A 22,488-nucleotide genomic window follows, 5' to 3' on the forward strand; every position below is an offset into this window, starting at 1 on the left:
TTCAATACGTACAACATTGATATAATTAAGTATTTTATAAACGAAAGATTCAAACCGGATGATGAACAGCAAAGAAAAGGCCGGGCTTTCCCACCTTGACGATCAGGGTCAGGCCAAAATGGTGGATGTAACCGCCAAGGTTGAAACAACCCGTGAGGCGGTGGCCTGTGGCCTCGTCAGGATGCAGCCCTCAACCGTGAGGCTTATTCTGGAGGGTGGATTCCCGAAGGGGGATGTGTTCAGTGTGGCCAGAGTAGCAGGGATCATGGCCGCCAAGAAGACCTGGGAATTGATTCCACTATGCCACCCGCTGATGCTGACCGGCATTGACGTTTCCTTCAGCAGCACCCCGGAGCGCGGAGAAATCGCCCTCGAGGCACGCGTTAAAACCGTCGGCAAGACGGGAGTGGAAATGGAAGCCCTGACCGCCGTCAGTGTCGCAGCCCTGACCATCTACGACATGTGCAAAGCCGTTGACCGGGAAATGGTGATTTCGGAAATCTTCCTGCAGTCCAAGCAGGGCGGCAGGAGTGGAACCTTCATTCGGTCCGGCGTCTTGCCGCCTTCCGCATCCGGATCATGAGGGATTGTCATTTCGACCTTTTCAGCGGCCCACCCCTGCCTTCAGGAAATGGACAGTCTCTCAAGGTGATCCTTTCATGGAAAACAAGGTTTACGCAATAAGGAAGCTTCTGGCTGTTTCTTTCGGCGTGGATGTTCTGTTGTTATGCGTGCTTTTCGCTCTTTCTTTCCTTGTCGGGGGATCATCCCTGGAAAGAATGATTCTGGCCGTCTTTTTAATACCCTCCCTCTATGTCTTCTGCGAACTTTACTCACGGAAGATCATTCTGCATAGCCAGGGCATCCGGCTGGAAAAATTTCTGCGCAGCAAGGAACTGAAGTGGTCTGACATCACCAATGTCGGGATTCTGGCCCTCCACTCGCGGACGTATCTCCTGTTGACCACGGTGAAGGGCTTTGTGAGCATTTCCAATACCTATGAGAATTTTACGGATCTTCTTCAGGATATTTCCGGCCATGTCGATCCGGATAAGGTGGAAGAGGAGGTTCGCAGGCAGATGAGCGATCCACAGGTTCACCGCTTCGAAAATCTCAAGATCTGGATTGCCGCATTGGTTCTACTGATTCTCATCCTTTTCAGATTGTTTCATTGATCCTTTTGTTCCTGTCAGCTTCAGAAAGGAGTGAATTTTTCCCATGAATTGTGCTGATCACCATCATCTTGCTGCAGAAGCGGATCAAGAAGTTCCTTCCTCGCCTACCTGCGTCTTTGAGAAAATCCTGCAGAAACAGTTTGAAGATATGGCAACGGTCCTTGAGTCCAGGGACTCCGGTCGAAGCACACTTTACGAGGACATCATGGCCATGGTTGAACGCAGCCTGTTCCGGATTGCCCTGCAACGCAATCATCATGTTAAAAGCGCCGCATCGGCATATCTGGGCATTAACCGGAACACCTTTCAAAAGAAAATGATCAAGCTGGGCCTGGACTCTTCAAAGCCCTGAAATCGGGATATCCGGCCGGCAACAAGACGGAGAGCCTGTCGGAAAAAGTCAGGAGCGTCCCTGCTGAACGAACAGCAGCTATCCCGGGGGCATTCCGGCTCTGGAACCGCAAACAACCACAGAGAGATCGGCCTGGCCTCCGGAAAATCGTTGCTATCCAGGCAGGCAGCCCTGAAGCATCTTCCCACCTGCAGACATGAACAAAGAATAAGAGGCCCCATGATCATTTTCAGGACATTGAACCACTGGATCGGCAGATTTCGTTCGTTTTCCCGGAGCACACGGATAGGCATCGGATGTTCACCCGAAAGGGTCTCCGGACCGGCCCTTATTTTCTTTCCCTTCGACCCCGCTGTGCTTTGCTGCGGCCTGGCCGGAATCCTCATGATCAAGGGGGCCTCCGAACCGTCCGAGACTGTTGAAACGGCACTTCGGCACATTGAAGAGGGGATTCCCTTCTTGAAACAAAAGAACATCGTGGGGATTCTTTCCGGAGCGACCCCGGTGGATTCATACCTCAGCGGAGTATCCCTTCTGGAAGGGCTGTCCAATTCCCTGCAGGAGCTCAAGCGTGAAGCGGCCGTGGAGCATCTTTTCTTTTCCCGGCAAAAAGCGGCCGGGTTGTATGAACAGGTCTCTTCCCTCCGAAATTTTCTTTCCGCAGAGGAACACCAGTTGGAACATTCCGCAGGCTCCTTCAGGACACACGATCTGGAAATCATCAACGGCCGCCTGGGAGTTCTGAAAGACTTCATCTGGATACTGGAAAAGGACATCCTGGGGAACCTCGGACGGATCGCCGCTCTTTCGGGCGACGGGGTGTCGCGGGAAGCCTTTCATAAATACCGGAAGCTCAACGGCCTCCTGAATTGCCTCGACCGCCTGGAAGTCCGAGGACGTGACTCCGCAGGCATCCAGATCTCCTTCACCCTGGGCGACGAAGAGGCCTTTGACAGGGCCATGACCGATCTCCGGGAAAACTCCCTGTACAACGATTTTCTCCGCCGCAGCCAGCCGGGCGATCTGCTCAACGGATCGATCGGGATTTCTCTTGAGCAGGAAAAGAGCGGCCGGAAAAAAGCCACCGTTGCGTTTACCTACAAAACTTCGTCCATTATCGGGGAACTGGGCCGCAACGTCCGGGAGCTGAGGGAAGCCATCGCCGGAGATCCCCTGTTTGCCGTCTTTGCCCGTCTTCCCGCCGGTTTTGAAACGGCCTTTGCCCACACCCGCTGGGCTTCCGTGGGCTCCATCACCGATGACAACTGTCATCCCGTAAACAATTACACCCTGACGACCAATAAGACTCGCGGCGGCACGGAATGGCCAATCCAGGAGAAAACCTACCCCTCCTACGGAACAGGGAACTGGTTTATCTCGGTGGTCCTCAACGGCGACATAGACAATTACGCGGCTCTCCGCGCCGCCCTGGAGGCCGGACGGGAGGTCATCCCCCGTGAAGTCACCACCGACACCAAGATTATTCCCCTGCAGATCGAGAAACACCTCCTGGAAGGCCACGATCTCCAGGAGGCCTTCCGCCGGGCCGTCTGTGATTTCGAAGGCTCTCACGCCATCGCCATGGTCAGCAATCTCGCCCCTGAAAAGGTGTTTCTGGCCCTGAAAGGCAGCGGCCAGACCATCTACGTCGGCCTCGCGCCGGATTCGTATATCTTTGCATCGGAATTGTACGGAATCGTGGAGGGTGCATCCCGGTTCGTAAAAATGGATGGAGAAAGGACCTCGGGAAATTCAGGCGGACAGGGTTCCGGACAGATTTTTGTCCTCGACCAGAGGGGCCAGGGGGCCCTTTCGGGAATTTCTGCCTTCTTTTACGACGGCACCCCCTTTCCCCTGACCGATCAAAACGTGCAGACGGCGGAAATCACCACCCGTGACATCGACAGGGGAATCTATCCCCACTATTTTCTGAAGGAAATTACCGAATCCGCTCTTTCCGTCAAGAAAACACTGCGGGGCAGGTACCGGATATCCGGGGGGAAGAACGGAGACAAGCAGGTCGTCTTCAACCTCGGTCCCGATGTCCTTCCGGCACGGTTGAAAGAGGCGTTACGGAATGGCACCATCCGACGCATCCTTGTGATCGGTCACGGCACGGCGGCCGTTGCCGGTTCCGCCGTTGCCGATGCCATGCAGCGGTATCTGCAGGGCGCGCCTCTGACCGTGGAGGCCAGGATCGCCTCGGAACTCAGCGGCTTCTGTCTCCAGGATGATCTCAACGACACCCTTGTGATCCCCATTACCCAGTCCGGAACAACCACCGACACCAACCGGGCGGTAGCCATGGCGGCAGAGCGCGGAGCCATGGTTCTCGCCATTGTCAACCGCCGTCAATCGGACATCACCTCGAAATGCCACGGGGTCTTCTACACCAGCGACGGCCGGGACATCGAGATGTCCGTGGCCTCCACCAAGGCGTTTTACTCCCAGATTGTCGCCGGTCATCTTTTGGCCCTGTGCTTCGCCCAACTGCTCCTTTCGCGCCGGGATTCCTTCATTGCCGATGAGTTGGCCGTTCTCGAGCAGGCGCCCGAGCTGATGGGGCAGGTCCTGCTTCAAAAGGAGAAGATCCGCCAGGCCGCCGAGCAGTTCGCCAAGCGCAAGCCCTACTGGGCTGTGGTGGGCAGCGGCCCCAACAAAGCCGCCGCCGATGAAATCCGCATCAAGCTCAGCGAGCTCTGCTATAAAACCATCTCCACCGACGTCGTGGAAAACAAAAAGCACATCGACCTGTCAGCGGAGCCTTTGATTGTCGTTTGCGCTGCCGGCAATCCGGAGGCGGTCATGGGAGACATCGCAAAGGATGTGGCCATCTTCAAGGCGCACAAGGCGGCGGTGGTGGTTTTCGCCGATTCCGGCGAGGGCCGCTTTGACGGCCTGGCGGATGCCGTCATTCCGATCCCGTGGGCCCGACTGCCCCTTCCCGTCATCCTCAACACCGTGGCCGGTCATCTTCTGGGCTACTACGCCGCCCTCAGCATCGATGAGGACGCCCAGTTCCTCAAGGAATACAGAAGCCGGCTCAACCGGATCATGGTGGAGCAGGACAAGCGCGGGGCCTCCGTTTATGACCGGATTGCCGACCGGGAATTCCGCCGGCTGATCCGTGATTTCTCAGCGCAGTTCCATCAGAGGCGGAACTCGGGCGACTTTTCCTTTACCAGCGTCAAAACCGTCTCGGATATCGCCCTCCTCCTGAAATATGTGGTGGGCAAGCTTCCCCTGGAGGACTACTGGAATGACTTCAAGAACGGCGGAGACCTCCTGTCTCCAATAGACCTCCTGGACATTTCCCTGGGGAAGGCCATTGATGAGCTGTCCCGCCCCATCGATGCCATCCGCCACCAAGCCAAGACGGTTACGGTGGGCACAAGTCGGAAGGAGGAGCCCCTTTCCGGAATCCTCTTCAATCTTCTCAAGGATCTCGGATTCTCCACCAAGGCGCTGGTCGGCAAGACGATTATGGACCTCAACCGGGTTCAGGCCGCCATTGCCGATATCCGGGGATATACCCTCTATGGCATCAATAGCCTTGATGCGGACGGCAATCCGGGGGATGAAGCGACGATTGCCATTCTCAAGCGGGGAGGCATTTCGCAGGGAATGACCTCCCGGACGGAATCTTCCAACCGGCTCATGGGCACGAAAAAAATCATCGCCCGAACCAGGAGGCTCTATATCGGTCAGGGAAAACTCGACGGAATGGCCATTTTGATTCTGCCCGTGCTGGGGGAGGAAAACGCCGTCCGAAATCTGCTGCTGGTGCATGTCGCCTTCAACGAGGCCCTGCCGCTGAAAAAGACGATCGACATTCTGGACGTCAAATACAACGACATCCGCAACCTTATCAATGAATACAACCTGCCCTGGGAGGATTCCTATCTGGAACGGATTCCCCTGGAAATCCTGCTTGGAGAACCGGCGGAAACCATTGTGGAAACGATCCGGAAGAACCTTGCGAACCGGCAAAAGGAGAAGGAACGAGCATGAGAACCAAATTTATCTTCATCACAGGCGGAGTCCTTTCATCCCTGGGGAAAGGTCTGGCGGCGGCATCCATCGGCGCTGTCCTGGAATGCCGGGGGCTGCGCGTGACGAACCAGAAGCTGGACCCTTACATTAACGTTGATCCCGGAACGATGAGCCCCTTCCAGCACGGCGAGGTTTTCGTCACCGATGACGGTGCCGAAACCGACCTGGATCTGGGCCATTATGAGCGCTTTACCTCCACACGAATGGGAAAAAGCAACAACCTGACGACCGGGCAGGTCTATTTCTCCGTCATATCAAAGGAGAGGCGCGGGGACTATCTCGGCAAGACCGTTCAGGTCATTCCCCACATCACCAACGAGATCAAGGATTACATCCGCCAGTCATCGCAGGGCTTTGATGTGGCCCTGGTGGAGATCGGAGGAACGGTCGGCGACATCGAAAGCCTCCCCTTCCTGGAAGCCATCCGCCAGTTCCGCAACGAAGTGGGGAGGCAGAACGCCATCTTCATTCACCTCACGTGGGTGCCCTTCATCAAAACCGCAGGGGAGGTAAAAACGAAACCCACTCAGCACAGCGTCAAGGCCCTCAGGGAAATCGGCATCCAGCCGGATATCCTCCTGTGTCGGACGGAGGAATTCCTGTCGGATGAAATCAAGGCCAAGATTGCCCTGTTCTGCAACGTGGAAGAGGCCGCCGTCTTCACGGCAAAGGATGTGAGCTGCATCTACGAAGTTCCCTTGATCTACCACCGGGAAGGCCTTGATCAGAAAATCGTCGACCTGCTCAACATCTGGACGGGCCAGCCCCATCTGGAAGCCTGGGAAAATGTGGTGAAGAAGATCACGTCGCCCTCCTACGAAGTCAACATCGCCATTGTAGGCAAATACGTGAATCTCACCGACTCCTATAAGAGCCTCAACGAAGCCCTGGTGCACGGGGGGATCGGCAATGACTGCCAGGTCAATCTGCGCTTCGTCGATTCTGAAAAGATTGAGATGAACGGCCTCAACCATCAGCTGGAAAACGTGGACGGCATCCTGGTGCCCGGCGGCTTCGGCAACCGGGGCATTGAAGGAATGATTCAGGTCATCCGTTATGCCCGCGAAAACAAGGTGCCTTTTTTCGGCATCTGCCTTGGGATGCAGATGGCCGTCGTGGAATATGCCCGGCATGTCTGTTCGCTGGACAAGGCCAACAGTTCGGAATTTGATGAGGATACCCCCCATCCCGTCATCGATCTGCTTCCGGAGCAGAAAACCGTCCAGGATATGGGGGCTTCCATGCGGTTGGGATCCTACCCCTGTGAACTTTCCACCGGTTCCCTGGCCTATGAAGCCTACGGCGAGCGGAACATCGGGGAACGCCACCGCCACCGCTACGAATTCAACGGGCATTACCAGGAACGGCTCGAGGCGTGCGGCCTGCAGATTACAGGCCGGTCACCGGACGGCAGACTCGTGGAGATTGTGGAAATCAAGGACCATCCCTGGTTCCTCGGCTGCCAGTTCCACCCGGAATTCAAGTCCCGGCCGACGGAGCCCCACCCTCTGTTCCAGCGGTTCATTGAAGCCGCCCTCAGCTACCGGGGTTCCCGAAGGACCTGACCCATGGGCAGATTTATACCCATGGGCAGATAGATGATCCGGCTTTCAGGTAAGGTCCTGAAGGACAATCTTTCGGGCTTTCAGCGCATCGTGATTTTTCAGAAGCTCTCCGCCTGCGACCCTGTCCAGGACGTAGATGAGGTTACCGCCGTTGTCGGCGTATTTCTGCCCATAGGAAATCGGCACATCGGGGGTCACTTCCCCGAGAAGGGACCGGGTCACCGACTCGACCTTCCGCTCTCCGTTCGCCAGAAGAACGACATGTTCAGCCTGGTAGACAAGCTCTGCCCCCATGGATACGGCGTAATTCGGACAGTCTTTTACCGAGGGGAAATGCCCGTCTGTCACTGAGTTATGAATGGTGTTTTCGTCAAGCTTGACCAGCATGACCGAACTCCCCTTGAAAGGGATGCCCGATTCGTGGAAGGCGACATGCCCGCGCCCTCCGACACCGATGACCTGGAGGTCGATTCCTCCGGCCTTTCTGATTTTGCGCCGATATCCGTCCAGGATGTCCTTCCTGATCCACGCAAGATACTCCGACCGGGTTTTCTGCTTTATGGCGATGGACTTCCCTGCGCTCGTACCTTTGTATTCCCAATCCCCGGGATGGTTCTCAAGCTCCCGGATCAGCATTTTCTGATCAATCAGGGAACCGAAGGGCACACTTGTTTCCCTGAATTTTTTTTCCAGCAGGCCGAAAAACTCCTGAATCATAAAGTAGCAGTAGCTTTCCGGGTGGATTACCCGCTGCTGGATGTTTTCACCGGGCAGACCGACATACTCGTCAAGATTGAAGGTTCTGATTCGGCGGCTGTCAAACTCGCCGGCATTGGCCGCCCGGGCCAGATGTTTATACATTCCGGTCGGCGAGTTCCCGGTGGCTAGCCCCAGAACAATCTCCTCTTTTTTCTCCGACACATCGAGGATTTTCTTCTTTACCAGATCCGCCGCAACCTGGCTCATGTGTTCGAAGTCGTTCGTTATGAAAACCTCAATAGGCATACCTTTTCTCCTCGAATTGAATTGTTGGCGGAGCCGCCCCTTTTCCCGTCTCAGCCGATGGACTTCTTGACAATGTCCGCAATCTCCTGGCAATACGTCTCCGTCACCGCCACGGAAGGCCCCTCAACCATGACCCGACACATATTCTGCGTTCCGGAATAGCGGACCAGAATGCGGCCCTCCTCGCCAAGTTCCTTCTCTATCCGGCCTATGACCTCCATGACCTGCGGCACGGTACTGATGTCAGGCTTGCTCTTCACATCCACATTGATCAGTTTCTGGGGATAAATGTCCATCAGCCCGGCAAGCTCAGACAGGGGTTTCCCGGTCCGGACCATGGCGGCAATCAGCTGCAGAGCTGTAAGGATACCGTCCCCTGTTGTGTGGTGCTCGAGGAATATCATGTGACCCGATTCCTCCCCGCCGATGATGCCGCCCAACTTCAGCATGTCCTCCAGGACATAACGGTCCCCCACCTGTGAGGCGTGGTGCTTGAAACCATATTTCTTGCATGCCACCCGCAACCCGAGATTGCTCATGACCGTGCTTACCAGGAGATCGTTTTTCAACTTGCCTTGCTCCTTGAGCACCTTGGCGCATATGAGAAGGATCTGGTCGCCTGTTATCTCCTGCCCCTTTTCATCGACGGCGATCAGGCGGTCTCCGTCGCCATCGAATGCAAGGCCTATGGCGGCGCCGCTTTCAACGACCTTTTTTCTCAGATCCTGCGTATGCTGTGATCCGCAATTTTCATTGATGTTGATCCCGTTCGGCTCGTCGTGGATGACCTGCAAATCCACCCCCAGCTCCCAGAAAGTCTCCTTGGCAACTTTGTAGGTTGCGCCGTTGGCGGTATCGAGGACGATCTTCATCCCCTCTATGGACAAGTCGCGGGGGAACGTGCTCTTCAGGAACACGATATAACGGCCGTGTACGTCCCACACGCGGAAGGCCTGCCCCATGTCCTTGACGGGCGGCACCAGGGTATGGAGAGCATTGCTCAGCATCAGGTTCTCAATGGCTTCTTCCTGCTCATCGGAAAGTTTGAACCCACTGCCGGAGAAAATCTTGATGCCGTTGTCCTGATATGGATTGTGCGAAGCGGAAATGACGATCCCCGCGTGGGCGCGCATGCTCTGGGCAATGAAAGCGATCCCCGGAGTGGGCAGAACGCCGAGCAGGTAGGGATTGCCACCCATTGAGGTGATCCCCGACTCGAGGGAACTCTCAAGCATGTATCCTGAAATTCGGGTGTCTTTCCCGATCACGATTCTTGGACGCGCATGCTCCTTTTTCAGGATATAGACAATCGCCTGCCCTATGGCAAAGGCGATTTCCGCATTCATGGGATACCGATTTGCTTCTCCCCGGACTCCATCAGTGCCAAACAGTTTCCCCATAACATTCCTCCCTTGAAATAATGGATTAAAATCAGTTGTCGAATAATCTGAGCGAGGGAACAATTTCCCCTGCCTTGGAACAGAGGGCATCGACAATCCCTTGAAGCCAACGCGTTCCCTGCCCGGAGATTTCCGCGGGAAGCCCCTGTATGGCGACAATATAATCGGCCTGCGCCCCGCCCCTTGCTCTATCAAAGGCGGAAAGGAACTCATCGCGGGTCTGTTCGTTCCCATGCTCCCCTGCACCCGCGGCAAACAGCGCTTCTATCTCATCAAACCGATCAGAAAATTCGTTTCGTCCAGCGGTTTCCGGGTTCGTTCCCTCATCCTGTTGAGAGGACATTTTTGCCTTTTCAGCAAGCACCTGGAGACGCTTGATCCGCTCTTTCTTCCCCAGCGCCAGCTTGTCGACCAGTCCGGAAAACATGAGCCCACCGAATTCCTGCCGATCAAGAAACGGCCTCCTGACATAAAGATACCACTGCTCAAGGGCCATGAGATTTGCGATATAGATGATGTTGTTCTCTACGACCCGGCGGATGCCGGGATAGGCCCTGGGCCGAAAATCCGTTCTCTTTCCCGCTTGCAATTTTTCGACAATCAGCTGATTGTCCTCGATAAAATCATTTCTCAACACCGAATTGGCGGCAACGACATTGCCGTATCCCAGTCGTGACGGTCCCACCGTGCCGCCCTGGCCGCCGAGGAAAATGGCGGGCTGATTGAGCATGACGCCCCGCGGAACGTCACCGAATAGGGAAGCCGTGGTCTTATCCCCATCCGGAGTAAAGTTGAAATGAATATAGGAACTGCCCACCTCGCTGTGATCCTTCCGGCTTGTTCCGCCGGCCATCAGGCAATCACAGAAGTTGATCAGGCTACCAAGCGTCACGAACGGGAAAAGGATCGTCTGTTTTATTCCGACACAGTGGGCGCCGTTGGCCTCCTCTTCAAGGATGCAGCCTTCACGCACCTGCGCCCCGGATCCCATGTTGGCCTTTTCCAGAAAGACGGACTTGGTAAAAAATCCCCCCTTCAGTTCGACGTCAGGTCCCAGCTGGCAACTATCGATCGTAACCGGAGCTTCATACCCGATCCGGCACCCGGCCGATATGACCGTCTCCTTGCCGTAAATTCTGCAACCTGGATAGATCCGGACACCCTTTCCAGAAATCTGATCTGCGGCCACCTCATCGCCCAGATCGATGGTCAGGGGATTGGGAATATCGACGCCCTTTTTGATCAACGCAACAACCTTGTCGTAGCATTTTGGCAAACTGTTCATAATCTCCTCCAAGTTGCGGAATAATATATGAATTTAATGAGATATCAAGGTTTTTTTTAAAAAATCTAGCGTGCGGAAACCCTGGAACAATTCTGCCTGTAAACAGGAAACAGGCCTCCGGACCAGGTGATGGGCATTCGGTGCGGGAAGCTCGGATCATTCAGCCGAAGAGGATGCGCAGCAAAGTTGATCGGTCCGTAAATTTTTCTCTTTTTTTTATTGACAGGCAGAAGTGATTTCCCTATATCCTCTACTTATAAAATCAGGTTTATATCCCTTACATCTTATCAATTCTTGAGCTCACCGTTCTTCACAGGGCTCTTCTTCATGAGGTGAGTTCTATCTCCAATGAAGACATCAGAAATCGGCCAATACGTTGACCAGCTTCTGGAGATGGTCATCAACGAAACGATCCCCAAGGGACCCCACAGAGGCTCCATCTTCGGTCTGGTCGACTCGGTTTATTCCCGTGAAGGCTGTGATAAACGGGTCGTGGTTTTCGGGGGCGGAACCGGCCTCTCCACGGTCGTCGGCGGGAACTCCCGGCTGGCCGAGTGGCCGGAAAATCCCTTCGTGGGATTGAAGCAGGAATTCTCCACCATGGATGTGGTGGTTTGCACGACGGATGACGGGGGCTCTACAGGGCTGCTCCTGAAGGAGTTGCCGATGATTGGAATCGGCGATTTTCGCAAGGTTCTCCTTTCCCTGATCCTGAGCGAAAACCTCCAGGAGACTTACGGCCTTGATGATGTCGCAACCGGACAGCTCGTCCGCGCCATTCATGCCGTGTTTAATTACCGGTTTCCGGAAGGATTCAGAAAGTTCCGATGTGTGGCCAACCCGTTGCTTCTGCTGCCTCAGGATCTGCGCAAAACCGTACCCAGGCCATTATCGAACCTGTTAATCTCCCTGGGAACCTACATTTCCCAAGGCGGAGACGGGCCGACCATTTCGCCGGGAGGTCATTGCCTGGGCAATCTGATGCTCACCTCCGCCATCTTCAAATCAGCCGGACGGACGATCGATCACCCGCCCGGACTGGCTGCCATTACGGAAGGAATTGAGCTTCTTTCCCGCGCCATCGGAGTGCCTCCCGGAACGCTTCATCCTGCAACGGCAACCCCCGGGCAGCTGGTGTTGAGGTACAGCAACGGAGTTGCCGTCAGGGGGCAGGATAAATCGGCGATCACACGCCGCCACCTGCCGATCGACCGCGTATCCATCGAATGCTGTGATGCTCCTCTCGTCAGCCCGGCGGTCTGCAATGCGATTCGAGAGGCTGACATCATCCTTTTCGCGCCGGGCAGCCTCTACACAAGCATCATGCCGATCCTCCAGGTCCCAGCCATTGTTCAGGCGATTCGGGAGAACCGCAAGGCATTGAAGATCCTCGGCGCCAACTTCCTGGTGCAGGCGGGAGAGACGGATATATCCAGGCGCCGTTGGAATCGCGGTCTTTATGTGTCTGAGCTTGTGGAAGCGTACGGACATAATGTTGAAGGCGGCGCCGAGGGCCTCTTCGACGTCGTATTAAGCGCCAACCTGGAGCACATCTCGGGTGATGTGCTCCGCAACTATGCCCTGGAAGGGAAAAGCCCCATTTATCTTGACCGCAGCCGCGTCGAAAGCTTGGGGGTTCTCCCCCTGGAGGCAACGGTCTATTCCCCGGAGCGGCTCAAGAGGGCCGGTGTCATCCACCACGATCCCCAGAAATTTGCCCTTGCCGTGCGGACGCTTCTTGTCGCACATCAGCGGTTGGGGCTTAACCGCAAGCACGCCTCTTCGCGGACGATTCCGGCACGGTCGTCAAACAACACCGTTACAGGGGCCCCGCCTCTTTGTTGCTACTATCGGGAAGCAGACGCCGTGCTGGCGGAAAAGCGGTTTCATCCCCGGAGCCTCCGAGAAATCATGCGCGAAATCATCTGGGAAAACCGGGATATCCGAATCACGCACCTGAAATTTTTCCGTGCGGCGCAGATTATCCCCGCATCCCGATGGACACGGAGCAAGGAATGGGACAACGTCCTGGGATACTATGATCCCGAAGACGGCCTGTTGAAGATCCACGAGCAGGTCAGCGATGATCCGGAGCGTATCCGGGATAATCTTCTCATCGCCCTGGGTGAATCGCTGCTGGGGCAGTACGTGGAAGGCAGATGCTGGGTCAATCCGGAAAACGGAAACCAATGGGGCGCGCGGCGTTATGAGATCCGGCTGCGTCCCGTGGAGGAACGCCGATGCTTTCTCGATGATGGAGCGTTGCGAACCTATCTCAGGCTGGCCCGCATGATGCCGAAGCCCCATGATCCGAACACATTCGGGATCACGCTCAATGACCGGGAGGGATTTCTTCCTCCAGGCCTGCTTTTCGGGCTCCTGTATGCGTGGTATCTGAACAACGCGTACGGCGAAATCATGGAATATGAAATGTCGCTGCTCCGCTGGCCCCCCCAGAAACTCATCCCCTATCAGCTGGAAGAGCGCACCCGCAAACAGGCCCTTGTCCGGTTTTTCCGTAATGTCGTGTTCCAGCATCGGGACGAGTAACCCGGTTTTGATGAACGATAAGAAAAAAAAACGACTTCCAGACAGCAGGGACTGCCTGGAAGCCGAAAAAGAGGAGTAAAGCACTCCGAGGAATCTTACATAGGCGGCATCTTGAAAAAGCCTTTGTCCACTGCCAGCTGCATCAGTTTGCGGGCTTTTTCCTCTCCCATTTCATTCATCATCTGGAAGGGTCCTTTCGGCCACGCGAGGGAGGTCCGGATCCCAAGGTCCAGATCCTCAACGGATACGACCTTCTTGGCGATCAGATGCTTGGAGATGCAGAAAACCGAGCCAAGCAGAAGTTCACCCACCTCGCTGCGGGCCGCCTTATCCTCCAGAACGGGACCTTCCTCAAGGTTCCAATCCAGTTTTTCTTCAAAACTTTTCTTCAGGAAAGCCGGAACCGGCGGATATCCGATGTCCGTATTGCCGAGATACTCGACCATCGAAACCGCGGCATGATAGCATGTGCCCAGACCGGCACCCTTCTGCACCCACATGATCCCGAATTTCAGGCCCAGGAACTCCTGCGAGATGCTTTCCAGCGTCGCGATGTTGTATTTATCTCCGGCAAAATTATCGAGGACCATGTATGCGGCAATAAAAACAGGATTGACGGCAAATCCTGGGAAGTCCGTGACCGTGATCGCCACCTTCTTGTTCCCCTTCGCAAAGGCCATGAGCGCTTCGTAGGTTTCGTCACTGGTTGCCTTCTGACGGATCACCTCCACCAGACGGTTGACGTTCGCCGGGAAGAAATAGTGAAGACCGGCGGTCCTTGCCGGGTTGTCGACCTTCTGCATGAGCGTTGCGATCGGAAAGGTCGAGGTGTTGCTCACAATGATGGTATCCTTCGGGACCACCTTGGAAATCTCTTCAAAGACCTGAATCTTCAGATCGATGTTTTCCACAACGGCCTCGATGATCAGATCGCACACGGCCAAATCTGCAAAATTGGAAGTTCCCGTGATCGTCCCGCAAATTTTGTCCGCCTCCTCCTGAGACATCTTTCCCGACTGCACCCTCTTGGCCATGGCCTTAGCCACGAACTTGTCATACATGGACTTGACCAGGTCGTCATTGAGTTCCTTGAAGACAACCCGATACCCGCTCATTGCGGCATTGAGTCCGATGGCAGCACCCATCACGCCGAAACCCACAACTCCCACTGTCTTGACTTCCTTCATTCTCCGCCTCCCTTTCGATTTCAAACGGCCGGCACAGGGCCGTGCAGAAATTCAGCTGAATATTTTTTAAAAACCTTTACCCAACAGACTCCGGGCAATGACGATCCGCTGGATCTCATTTGTCCCCTCGTAAATCTGCTGAACTTTGGCATCCCGGAACATCCTTTCCACCGGATACTTCTTGGTGTAACCATATTCCCCAAGCACCTGGATCGCGCCGCCGATCACCTCCATGGCCAGATCGGAGGCATAGGCCTTGGCGCATGCCGAGTACCTGCCCCGGTCCGGATCGTGACGGTCATATTTATCCGCAGCCATATAGGTCAGGTAGCGCGCGGCCTCTGTTTTCATTTCCATGTCGGCCAGCTTCATCTGGATGCCCTGCTTTCGTCCGATCGGCTTGCCGCTCTGCAGATGCTCACGGGCGAACTGAACCGCACAGTCCAGAGCTCCCTGCGCCATGCCGACAGCCTGTGCTGCAATGCTGGTTCTCGTTTTGTCCAGCACCTGCATCGCGATTTTAAAGCCGTCCCCCTCCTTGCCCAGCAGGTTTTTCACAGGAACCCGCAAGTCCTCAAGAAACAACTCTGTCGTTGTCGACCCCTTAATCCCTATTTTATGCTCCAGCTTGCTGACAATCCAGCCCGGCCCTTTCTCCGCCACCAGACAGGACACTTTCTTTTCCTTGGTATCGGGATCGATGGTCTTTACGAACAGGGTCATGACGTCCGCGACATCTCCATACGTTATAAACCTCTTGGATCCGGTTACCACGTAGTCATCCCCATCGCGCACGGCTGTGGTCTGAAGGCTGGCTACGTCCGAGCCGGCATCGGGCTCGGTAAGCCCATAGGCCGCCAGCGTCTTCCCATGAGCCAGGTCCGGGAGGAACCGCTGTTTCTGTTCTTCCGTTCCGGCAATGGTAATTGCCGCCGACCCGAGGCACTGTCCGCTCAGCATCATGGCCACACTGCAGCTGAATTTCGATATTTCCTCCACAGCGATCGCCATTGGAAGGGCCTTGCCACCAGTGCCTCCGTATTCCGAGGGAAAAGGAATCGCCAGGATCCTGTTTTCCGCGAAAGCTTCTTTTATATCCCAGGGATAACCACCGATTTCATCGAGTTCCCCAGCCCTTGGCGCCACCTTTTCCTGCACCAGCTTTTGCACGGATTCCTTAAGTGCTAATAGATCTTGATCAAGCTCGAAGTCCAAGTGCTCACCCCCCTTGACGGTTGACTGCTCAAAATAATTAAAGCAGAGGATAAGCCGTTTACCCCCGGAGGATGCCCCGGGGATAAACGGGGTCTATTGATTTCAGGCCTTTTCGAAGCAGAAAAAGACTCTCTGAATTACATTGTCTTCACCCTTTTTGCCGTCGAAGGGCTGCGGATCCACCGGGAAGACCACAAGCTTCACCTCGTCCCCCACCTTCAAGGCTCCCATCGGGCAGTCCTTGATCCGGCTGAAAAGGGTCAGAACACCGCCCAGATCAACCATTGCGTGAACCAGCGGGGTTTCAAAGCCGATCGGCACGCCCACCTCTTCATAGGTTACACTCAGAGCCGTACCCTTGGTGGGGAGATCGACCCATTCCAGGTTTTCCGATAAACACTCAGGGCAGATCACCCCGCGGGGGGGAAACGACATGGTGCCGCAATCTTTGCACTTGGTGGTTGTCAGCCTCCCTTCCTTCAGATTGTCGAAAAAGGGGTAAATCCGGGTGAACTGCTTGCCCTGCAGAGGCCACATATCCATTGAAGCTGCATATTTACCTTCTGTGATACTCATTATTCCATATCCCTCCCGTAAATTAAGACTGTGTGTGCAGAGATCAAGCCGCTCAGATTATGGGTTAGACCGATCCTGGCCCCTTCCACCTGCTTCACAGCATCACCCCTTAACTGGTGCATGATTTCAATGCCCTGGCGGATGCCGGTTCCCCCGAAGGGATGTCCGCAGGACAACAGGCCTCCATCCGTATTGACGGGCACCAGGCCACCGAAGTCGGATTTTCCTTCCTGAACAAAGGGTCCGCCCTCGCCCTTCTTACAGAAACCGAGCTCTTCCACTTCGACGATCTCCGAGATCGTAAAGCAGTCATGGGTCTGGGCGACATTGATATCCTTGGGGGTCACCCTGGCGTGCTTGTAAGCCTGCTCGCCTACAATCCTCAAGGTATCCCACGTTGACCAGACGCCGTTGTTGAAATTGGCCGACATCTGGTGCTGGGTGCCCTGAGCGCTCCCACGGATGTAAACAAGGGGCTTGTCGGTCAGATCCTTGGCCTTTTCCTCACAGGCCAGGATGATTGCTGCACCGCCGTCCGTCACCGGACAGCAGTCCGTCAGTTTCAGCGGCCGGACGATCGTTCTCGAGCTCATCGCCTCTTCCAGGGTAATCGCTTTCTGCATCTGGCCCTTTTTGTTGTTCAACCCGTTGCGGCGATTCTTGACCGCAACCATGGCCAGCTGCTCTTCCGTCGTGCCGTAGAGTTTCATATGCTGCTGGGCGACTGTTGCAAAAGCCGGTGGCGGAAGCCCCATCCCATTCGTACAGTCAAATTCATGGTCGCAGGTTCCCAACTCACTGAACGGAATTTCCCAGCGCTGGGGCATGTAAAGTTTTTCCACACCCACCACCATGACCACGTCCGCCTTGCCGCTCCGAATCATCGCATCGGCTACGATAATGCCGGTGCTTCCCGTTGCGCACAGAAGTTCGACCCGGCAACAGAGGTTGACGGGTTTGATGCCCAGACATTCTGCTGCCTGCGGCGCCAGGTGGGTCTGAAAGGAGCAGCGCTCCGTATGGCATGCGCCCACGATAAACCCATCGATATCCTTATTTTTAATGATAGGATTATCTTCGAAACAAGCCTTGCCGGCCTCCTGGATCATGTCCCTTTGAGTGGCCTGACGCACTCCCCACAAATTCTGGCCACCAGCAATCACGCAAACATTTCTCATATAAAAACCCCTCCAATCTCGTTGAACTTAGATTCACCTCAACTCAGAATTCACCACGCCCCCGAAAGGACGCCCTTCGGATGACGGCACCTCGATCCCGGCACCCCTGTCTATGTAAATTTCGGTTTGCGCTTTTCCACAAAGGCGCTGAACCCTTCCCGGCGATCATCGCCGGTAAATACCAGAATAAAATTTTTCGTCTCGAAATCCAGGGCTTCTCCCAGGTTCATGTTCAAGCCCTGATTCACCGAATTTTTAATGATGGACAGTGCAAGAGATGATTTGCCTGCCAGCTTTTTCGCCAGGGCTTTTGCCTCATTCATCAGTTCGGACAGGGGAACGACCTTGTTGACCAGACCGCATTGACAGGCGGCATTGGCATCGATGATATCGCCCAGCATGAGCATCTCTTTCGCCTTGGCAGCACCCAGAAGGCGCGGAAGACGTTGTGTGCCACCGCCGCCGGGGATAATGCCCAGGTTGATTTCCGGAAGCGCAAACTTGGCTGTATCCGCCGCAATTCGGAAATCGCAGGTCAAGGTCAGCTCACAGCCGCCGCCGAAGGCCAGCCCGTTGATCGCGGCAATCGTCGGTTTGCCTATATTTTCAAGGGCGCGAAATGCGGATCCGGATACCTGGCAAAATTTATACATTGCTACCGGAGTAAGATCCTTCATCTCATTGATATCTGCGCCTGCCACAAAAGCCTTGTCGCCGGAACCGGTAATGATGACCACCCGGACAGCCGGGTCCGCTTCCAGTTCAGCCGCGACCTGACCGAGCTCAGCAAACATTTTGCTGTTTAGCGGGTTTACCGGCGGCCGGTTCAAGGTAACCGTCGCGATCCCTTCCTCAACTATAAGATTGATCGTTTCATACATGGCTTTTAAGTTTTACCCCCCCCTCTTTAGTTTTTAATCCATTAACGGTGAGAAAGCTTTTACAAGCTGCCAGAAATACCTGCGACGAAGCCTCCTTCCCAATTAATGATTATGTTTCAGTTAATAGGGGATATCGCAAAAAATATGCCCTTGGTATTTTCCGTAAAACCCTTACAGGCAGCGCTAAGAGCCTCCTCTTTCCTCAAAGGATTTCAACCATTTTTAATTCATTGTTGACTCGAAAGAATGAACATTCTAAAAATTGTATCATTTCAAGTGTTTATCATATTATACAAAATAAGTCATATTTAACTCAGACAAACCGGCTATGATTCATCCGGCCTTCTGAGTTTTCAAATCACGGAATATTTTGGGGAATAATTATTCAAGTCAATATACTTCGGCTGAAAAAGAAGGGGGGAAAACAGATTTCAATAAGGGCAGGCAGAGGAAGATCCACCATACGCCTACCCGCAAATATCTGAAATGTATAATCTTACGCTTCATGATTCAAAAAGCGCCTGCCGCTGCGGTTCCTATACGGAAAAAATGAAGCATCGCACCATAAAAGAATCAGTTTAGACAGAGCCGCATCAGCAATGATTCACCTTATGTTTTTTAGCCAGACGCACTACGGTGCTTTGACTTACTCCCAGTACTTTAGCCGCCTTGTAAGTGCTCTTTTGAGACTGTATGGCCTTGCTTACCATATAACGCTCCAGTTCCTCAACGGCCTCAGTCAAATTCATCTGGTGCATTCGATAAAAATTGTTGTCCATCTGGGTCCGGTATCGATGGGGCAGATGCTCCAGGCCAATCTGCTGAACATCGGTCGTGACCACAAGCCTTTCGATCAAATTGATCAACTCCCGGACATTCCCCGGCCATTCGTATTTCAGCAGACACTCCACCACTTCATCCGACAGGCTTTTTTTCAAGTCGTATTTCCTGTTATAGGTGTCGAGGAAATGGAAAAGGAGGGGAGCGATATCATCCTTTCGTTCACGCAGCGATGGGATTCTAAGGGGGATTACGTTGATTCGATAATAAAGGTCCTCGCGAAAAGATTTTTCCTTTATCATTGTTTCCAGGTCTCTGTTCGTCGCCGCCACCACCCGTACATCAATCTTGATCGTTTTCACGCCGCCAAGCCTGGTAATCTCATGCTCCTGCAGGACGCGCAAGAGTTTGACCTGCAAGCCCAGAGGAAGATCTCCTATTTCATCAAGAAAAATGGTTCCCTTGTGAGCCAGCTCAAAAAAACCGGGCTTTCCGCATCGACTCGCCCCCGTAAACGCACCGGGCTCATAGCCGAAAAACTCACTCTCTATCAACTCTTTTGGAATGGCGCCACAGTTCACCTTGATCAGGGGGCCTTTCTTTCTTTTGGTATTCATGTTGTGCAGGACATTGGCAATAATTTCCTTGCCCACCCCCGACTCTCCCTGAATGAGCACCGGGCTTTCCACCATGGACACCCTTGTGGCCAATTCTATAATTTTTTCCATCTCTTTGCTTTTGGATACCAGGCAATGTTCGCTGGTATATTTTTTCCTCATGTTTTCCATTTCAAAGAGATACTGGGCATTCAGTTCCTGTGTTTTTCTCAGCTTTTCCTCGAGCTGCTTCAATTCCGTCACATCCCTGAGGTTGACCACCACCCAGATGACTTTGCCGGTTTCATCGAAAACAGGGTTTCCGATGGCCATGATTTCCTTTCCCTTGGCAAACTTCTGCAGGATGGTGACCGGTTTTCCCGTTTCCAACACCTTCAGCGCCACCGTGGGATCAAAATAATTCCCTTCTTTTTTTATCTTGTGGAGGTTGACCCCGAGGACGTTCTTGATCTTTATGCCTGTCAATCTCTCAAAGGCCTTGTTGACCCGCGTGACCATCCCGTTTTTGTTTACGACGCTGATCCCGTCATAGGAATCTTGGAAGATTGAATTCAACTCCTTAAATTCATTATTGATCACGTCCAGCAAATTCAAGCCGTGGAATTTTTCTCGAGTTATGACGCGGGTTAAAACCTCTCCCGCTATTTCGCTATCGCTTAAAATCTGGCAAACCCTTTCAACGGCCAGGCTGCCGATGTTGATCTCATCGGTTATGGTGCTGATGATGTCTTCCGTAACCATTTCGTAAATCATATCGCTGCCCATAATACCCTCACTTTTTTAAAGACTATTTCGGAATGCAGGCCCTTCGGGGAGATCAAGAAATGGATCTGGACCGGCGCCGGGAAAATATTGCGGCTCATGGATGCTCCCGATATCCTTTTATGAAAGGTGCATTGCCCCAAGTCTATCTTGGACAGATTATTTTAAAGCCGCCTGCCGGAAAGAGTCAAAATAAAAAATACGGTACCGGGTTTCCATGAGTCAAATCAGCCAAATCTACGCCATTGATTCCTTGAAATCGTCTTACCGGGAGAAAGAATGGAACAACAGAACAGGTTACTGAACCGGTTTTGCCGGACATTATAATTCATTTTTAAATTAATTTAAATGATGTATTTGCAACATGTTGTATTTCTTGAAATTATAAAAGCTATCAGGCCAAGTCTCATTCAACTCACGTGACCCAATTTTGAATTTCATGAAATCATTGTCTCTAACCATTCAGGATCATGAGATAATATAGCCAGAAAGAACCTGCCTTACATGCGGAAACCACCTTCCTTGAGCCGTGCCCCGATCAACGGATTACGGCTTAAGAAAGGTGGTCGTCTTGCGGATGCTACAAAGGTTTTGTCTTTTAAAGAATAAAGGGTTCCAACCTTTGACTCATGTCGGCAACCCTAGTCTTTGAAGGATCGTTTCTTTCAAGGTCTCCGATGTCCCTTCACCGACTTCCATCAGCCGTGCTTCCCGGAAATATCGTGAAATCGGGTATTCAACGGAAAACCCGTATCCGCCGTGCACCTGCAAAGCCCTGTCTGCAACCCACATGCAGGATTCCGACGCAAAAAGCTTTGCAACCTGCGCATCGAGGGAAATGTCCTGGCCATGATCCGCCTTGAAAGCGGCCTGGTAAATCATATTCCTGGCAATCCGGCTCATTTTGAACATATCGGCCAGGTAAAATCCGACCGCCTGGAAGGCACAGATCGGTTTACCAAAGGCTAGCCGGGCTTGCGAATATGCCAGGGCCTCTTCAAAGGCGCCCTGAAGGATTCCCAATCCGACCGCCCCGAAGACCAGGCGGAAGCGGTCCAGGGCATTGGTGAGCAAGCCAAGGCATGCCTCTCCGGAAGAGATCAGCGCTTCTTTCGGCACTTGCACCTCATTGAAGTCCACCTCGCAGGTTGATACGGCATTCATCCCCATCTTGGGAATTTTCCGAACCACAATTCCCGGTGACTTTGAGTCCACAGCGACCAGGACAAAATCGCCCGGCTGTCCGCCCGTTGTCATCCTGGCAAAGACAAGGAGATCGTCGGCATTGTCCGCATTGACGACAGACATCTTGCTGCCCTTCAAAACCAGGGCATCCCCTTTATCCTCAACCGTTGTCTCTATTTTTGCTATATCTGGACCGGAATTGGCCTCCATGAAGGCCATGGTTCCCGTTTTTTCTCCGTAGGCAGCGGCGGTGACGTATTTTTCTTTCTGTTCTTCAGTCCCAGCCTCCAGAATCGGATAGGCGAAATAAAAACTGGTGGCTCCGGCGGCCAACGCGACCGCTGCCGACACACGGGCCAGTTCTTCCATGGCAATGCAAGCCCCGACCCAGCCTAATCCGCTGCCTCCGTACTGCTCGGGAGTAATGATGCCTCCGACGCCCATCTCTGCCAGTTTTGCCAATATCTCAGAAGGATATTCTTCCTTTTCATCAATGTCTCCGGCGACCGGTCTTATTTCCTTTTCACAAAACCTGTGAATCATTTGCTGGAACATTTTTGTTTCATCAGTCAACAGATTTTCCATAACCTCCACCTTCTTTCCTCGCTATCCAATTAATGTTGGAATCTTGATCTTCAGTCAACTGCAACCGCTGCCCCCACGAATGCCCTAAGAAACGCAAAATATATGCCTCATCAAAAAAGCAAACAGCCGGTCCCCTG

The 22,488-nt window shown here is 53.6% G+C and carries 17 protein-coding genes; 7 read left to right on the forward strand and 10 right to left on the reverse strand.

The annotated features are described in order from the left end of the window. Positions 1-58 precede the first annotated feature (58 nt). The 5 genes from moaC (at position 59) to ACJ77P_RS11900 (ending at position 7,145) form a co-directional block, all read left to right on the forward strand. Positions 59-583, forward strand: a complete 525-nt coding sequence (gene moaC, locus ACJ77P_RS11880; protein ID WP_367359853.1) for a cyclic pyranopterin monophosphate synthase MoaC — start codon at positions 59-61, stop codon at positions 581-583. Positions 584-659: 76 nt separating this feature from the next. Beyond that, positions 660-1,175 (forward strand): hypothetical protein, encoded by a 516-nt coding sequence (locus ACJ77P_RS11885; RefSeq protein ID WP_408998346.1) that lies wholly within the window; start codon positions 660-662, stop codon positions 1,173-1,175. 43 nt (positions 1,176-1,218) lie between these two features. Continuing rightward, on the forward strand, positions 1,219-1,527 hold the full coding sequence (locus ACJ77P_RS11890) for a helix-turn-helix domain-containing protein (RefSeq protein ID WP_367359855.1): 309 nt from the start codon (positions 1,219-1,221) through the stop codon (positions 1,525-1,527). Between the two features lie 219 nt (positions 1,528-1,746). Beyond that, on the forward strand, positions 1,747-5,538 hold the full coding sequence (locus tag ACJ77P_RS11895; protein ID WP_408998347.1) for an SIS domain-containing protein: 3,792 nt from the start codon (positions 1,747-1,749) through the stop codon (positions 5,536-5,538). After that, on the forward strand, positions 5,535-7,145 hold the full coding sequence (locus tag ACJ77P_RS11900; RefSeq protein ID WP_367359857.1) for a CTP synthase: 1,611 nt from the start codon (positions 5,535-5,537) through the stop codon (positions 7,143-7,145). The genes ACJ77P_RS11895 and ACJ77P_RS11900 overlap by 4 nt, the downstream gene beginning before the upstream one ends. A gap of 45 nt (positions 7,146-7,190) precedes the next feature. On the opposite strand, the gene ACJ77P_RS11905 is transcribed toward ACJ77P_RS11900, so the two are convergent. Genes ACJ77P_RS11905 through ACJ77P_RS11915 form a run of 3 tightly spaced genes read right to left on the reverse strand, consistent with a single transcriptional unit; the run spans position 7,191 to position 10,835 of the window. Next, positions 7,191-8,150 (reverse strand): glucosamine-6-phosphate deaminase, encoded by a 960-nt coding sequence (locus ACJ77P_RS11905; RefSeq protein ID WP_367359858.1) that lies wholly within the window; start codon positions 8,148-8,150, stop codon positions 7,191-7,193. A 50-nt stretch (positions 8,151-8,200) separates the two neighbouring features. Beyond that, positions 8,201-9,550 carry a phosphoglucosamine mutase gene (gene glmM / locus ACJ77P_RS11910; RefSeq protein WP_367359859.1) on the reverse strand — a complete coding sequence of 450 codons (1,350 nt, stop codon included), beginning with the start codon at positions 9,548-9,550 and terminating at the stop codon, positions 8,201-8,203. 31 nt (positions 9,551-9,581) lie between these two features. After that, the gene (locus ACJ77P_RS11915; protein WP_367359860.1) at positions 9,582-10,835 is read right to left on the reverse strand and encodes a UDP-N-acetylglucosamine pyrophosphorylase; all 1,254 of its coding nucleotides are present in this window, start codon (positions 10,833-10,835) and stop codon (positions 9,582-9,584) included. Positions 10,836-11,183: 348 nt separating this feature from the next. On the opposite strand from ACJ77P_RS11915, the gene ACJ77P_RS11920 reads away from it, so the two are divergent. Continuing rightward, entirely contained in the window at positions 11,184-13,385 is a 2,202-nt protein-coding gene (locus ACJ77P_RS11920; RefSeq protein ID WP_367359861.1) for a gluconeogenesis factor YvcK family protein, read from the forward strand. 95 nt (positions 13,386-13,480) lie between these two features. Here the strand turns inward: ACJ77P_RS11920 and ACJ77P_RS11925 are convergent, their stop codons facing one another. The 6 genes from ACJ77P_RS11925 to ACJ77P_RS11950 all read right to left on the reverse strand — a co-directional run bounded on the left by ACJ77P_RS11925 (position 13,481) and on the right by ACJ77P_RS11950 (position 20,584). Beyond that, the gene (locus ACJ77P_RS11925) at positions 13,481-14,572 is read right to left on the reverse strand and encodes a 3-hydroxyacyl-CoA dehydrogenase family protein (RefSeq protein ID WP_408998348.1); all 1,092 of its coding nucleotides are present in this window, start codon (positions 14,570-14,572) and stop codon (positions 13,481-13,483) included. 66 nt (positions 14,573-14,638) lie between these two features. After that, entirely contained in the window at positions 14,639-15,787 is a 1,149-nt protein-coding gene (locus ACJ77P_RS11930; RefSeq protein WP_408998349.1) for an acyl-CoA dehydrogenase family protein, read from the reverse strand. A 102-nt stretch (positions 15,788-15,889) separates the two neighbouring features. Further along, a complete protein-coding gene (locus tag ACJ77P_RS11935; RefSeq protein WP_408998350.1) occupies positions 15,890-16,363 on the reverse strand; it encodes a Zn-ribbon domain-containing OB-fold protein in 474 nt (157 codons plus the stop codon). Next, the gene (locus tag ACJ77P_RS11940; RefSeq protein WP_408998351.1) at positions 16,363-17,541 is read right to left on the reverse strand and encodes a thiolase family protein; all 1,179 of its coding nucleotides are present in this window, start codon (positions 17,539-17,541) and stop codon (positions 16,363-16,365) included. Before ACJ77P_RS11940 ends, ACJ77P_RS11935 begins: the two co-directional genes overlap by 1 nt. A gap of 110 nt (positions 17,542-17,651) precedes the next feature. After that, positions 17,652-18,422: an enoyl-CoA hydratase/isomerase family protein gene (locus ACJ77P_RS11945; protein WP_367359866.1), complete on the reverse strand. Its 771-nt coding sequence runs from the start codon at positions 18,420-18,422 to the stop codon at positions 17,652-17,654. A gap of 593 nt (positions 18,423-19,015) precedes the next feature. Further along, on the reverse strand, positions 19,016-20,584 hold the full coding sequence (locus ACJ77P_RS11950) for a sigma-54-dependent Fis family transcriptional regulator (protein ID WP_367359867.1): 1,569 nt from the start codon (positions 20,582-20,584) through the stop codon (positions 19,016-19,018). 59 nt (positions 20,585-20,643) lie between these two features. Between ACJ77P_RS11950 and ACJ77P_RS11955 the strand changes: the two genes are divergently transcribed. Further along, positions 20,644-20,802: a hypothetical protein gene (locus ACJ77P_RS11955; RefSeq protein ID WP_408998352.1), complete on the forward strand. Its 159-nt coding sequence runs from the start codon at positions 20,644-20,646 to the stop codon at positions 20,800-20,802. Between the two features lie 406 nt (positions 20,803-21,208). On the opposite strand, the gene ACJ77P_RS11960 is transcribed toward ACJ77P_RS11955, so the two are convergent. Then, positions 21,209-22,351 (reverse strand): acyl-CoA dehydrogenase family protein, encoded by a 1,143-nt coding sequence (locus tag ACJ77P_RS11960; RefSeq protein WP_367359868.1) that lies wholly within the window; start codon positions 22,349-22,351, stop codon positions 21,209-21,211. Between the last annotated feature and the right edge of the window lie 137 nt (positions 22,352-22,488).

The organism is Syntrophus buswellii (genome assembly GCF_046097065.1).
GTDB lineage: Bacteria > Desulfobacterota > Syntrophia > Syntrophales > Syntrophaceae > Syntrophus > Syntrophus buswellii.